The organism is Candidatus Magnetobacterium casense, assembly GCF_019173545.1.
Taxonomy (GTDB): domain Bacteria; phylum Nitrospirota; class Thermodesulfovibrionia; order Thermodesulfovibrionales; family Magnetobacteriaceae; genus Magnetobacterium; species Magnetobacterium cryptolimnobacter.
In genome coordinates this window covers 1-1607 of the sequence record NZ_JABXWD010000600.1, presented here as the reverse complement: position 1 = coordinate 1607, position 1607 = coordinate 1, and the positions used below count along the sequence as shown (strand labels likewise).

The following is a 1607-nucleotide window of genomic DNA, read 5'->3' as shown; positions in this document are numbered from 1 at the left end:
CATATAGAACACAAAGGAGGCGTGTTCTATTTTTAGACCGGACATTTTTCTTTGTCAATCCAAAGAAAAAGTTGTCCGACCAAAAAAGAAAGATTGTATGAACCTATTCTTATAGAATATGCTTAAGGATTTGGCTGGGGGCCGGATTTCAGATGCTACCCTTTCATTGGCTGTTAGCCGAACATGTAGCCATCGATCCTTCTCCCGGCTGATTCTTTGGGCATATGAAGTCCAAGGCATGACACCCTGATCCGCCTTCAGTGGGACAGGTGATCCGAAAGGAGGTCGAGCCTCGTCATGCGAAGTACCTTAACGTGTGTGTTGTTGGTAGTGCTTGCAGGCATCCTTTCGGGATTGCCCGCGCAAGCAACTGGCGTTGAGGGAAGTCTCTTCAGCGCCACAGTCAGTGAGAGTGCCCGCTACGAACAGCAGGCGCCGCCAACGCTCTGGGCAGTGTTCGAATACCCTGTCTGGGGCATCAAGGCCAAGGTCAATAGTGCCAGCCCGGCCATCCACGAGATGCCCCTGGTCGAGGGAATGACAGTGACGTTCTACGCCGAGAACCCCGGCACAGCTCTCGGGGGATACCGGTGCGGTCTCTGGAAGGATGCCTACATCCGGTACGGGAAGAACGTCGAGCGTCTCACGATCCAGCAGATGAAGACGATCAAGGAAGCAAAGATGCTGGATGTCCCCCTGGAGATCGGCCAGTACGTTGAGTACAAGATGACGTATGGCCAGTTGATTGACCTGGTGGAGTCGCCCGTAGACGGGATCTCCCTGGTCATCAACTACGTCGCCGGTCGGTCGCATCAGCGATTCTGGTTCGTAACGTACGGAAGCGCTGATGTGGATACCCGTTCGGCGAACCGACTGCCTTTTCGTCTCGTAAGTCCGTTGGTAGGGCCTGAGGCCTTTGCCAACGTCAACTTCGCGGGACGGAACGCGGAAGAGCTGTGGCTTTTCGCCCACCTCGTGGGTGTAGTGCCTCAGCACGGAAGCGTGGACCAGAAGATCTTGCTTGCGGAGATCGAGAGGCAGGGGTTGATCTTCAACTCTGTCTGTCGTCTCCCAGCGCGATCCGTTCAGACGGCACCTGCGCCTCCACCTCCGACACCTCCTGTTGCTCCCACTACTACCGTTCGTTCGCCCCTCGCGCGCACCTTTGGTAGCCTACCGGCACCAGAGATAAGGACGCGAAGTGTAACCCGAGGAACGGCAGAACCCCTTACTGTTGAGGTCTTGGACCAGACGGGAGGGTTCAGCCGCGGCAACCTTCGACTCGTCGTTGAAGGCCACACCTTGCGCGTTACCGGGTCTGGAATCGCGAGGGTGCGGTTCGCCGTGAAGGACAACCGCGGCTGGATGGTCACTGAGCGCAACTCCCGTGGGGAGTACGTCCGCTCGATGACCATCAACTGGTATCCCGGAAGCTCTGCGACTGTCAAGGCGAACGCACTTCACCACGACGGCACGAGCGCCGGGACCATCACCATGCTCGTCACGGACAACGGAGGAGGTGGACGATGAAGCAGAAGGAAGTCATGATTGGTCTGGCAATAGTCGTTCTCGCGGGGGCAATCCTGATCTACGCCTATTACCCCCAG

1 protein-coding gene is annotated in these 1607 nt (G+C 56.8%); it reads left to right on the top strand.

What is annotated here, in order from left to right; all coding sequences use genetic code 11:
- The first annotated feature begins 297 nt into the window (after nucleotides 1–297).
- Nucleotides 298–1530: a hypothetical protein gene (locus HWQ67_RS17975; protein WP_218254069.1), complete on the top strand. Its 1233-nt coding sequence runs from the start codon at nucleotides 298–300 to the stop codon at nucleotides 1528–1530.
- Nucleotides 1531–1607: the final 77 nt, after the last annotated feature.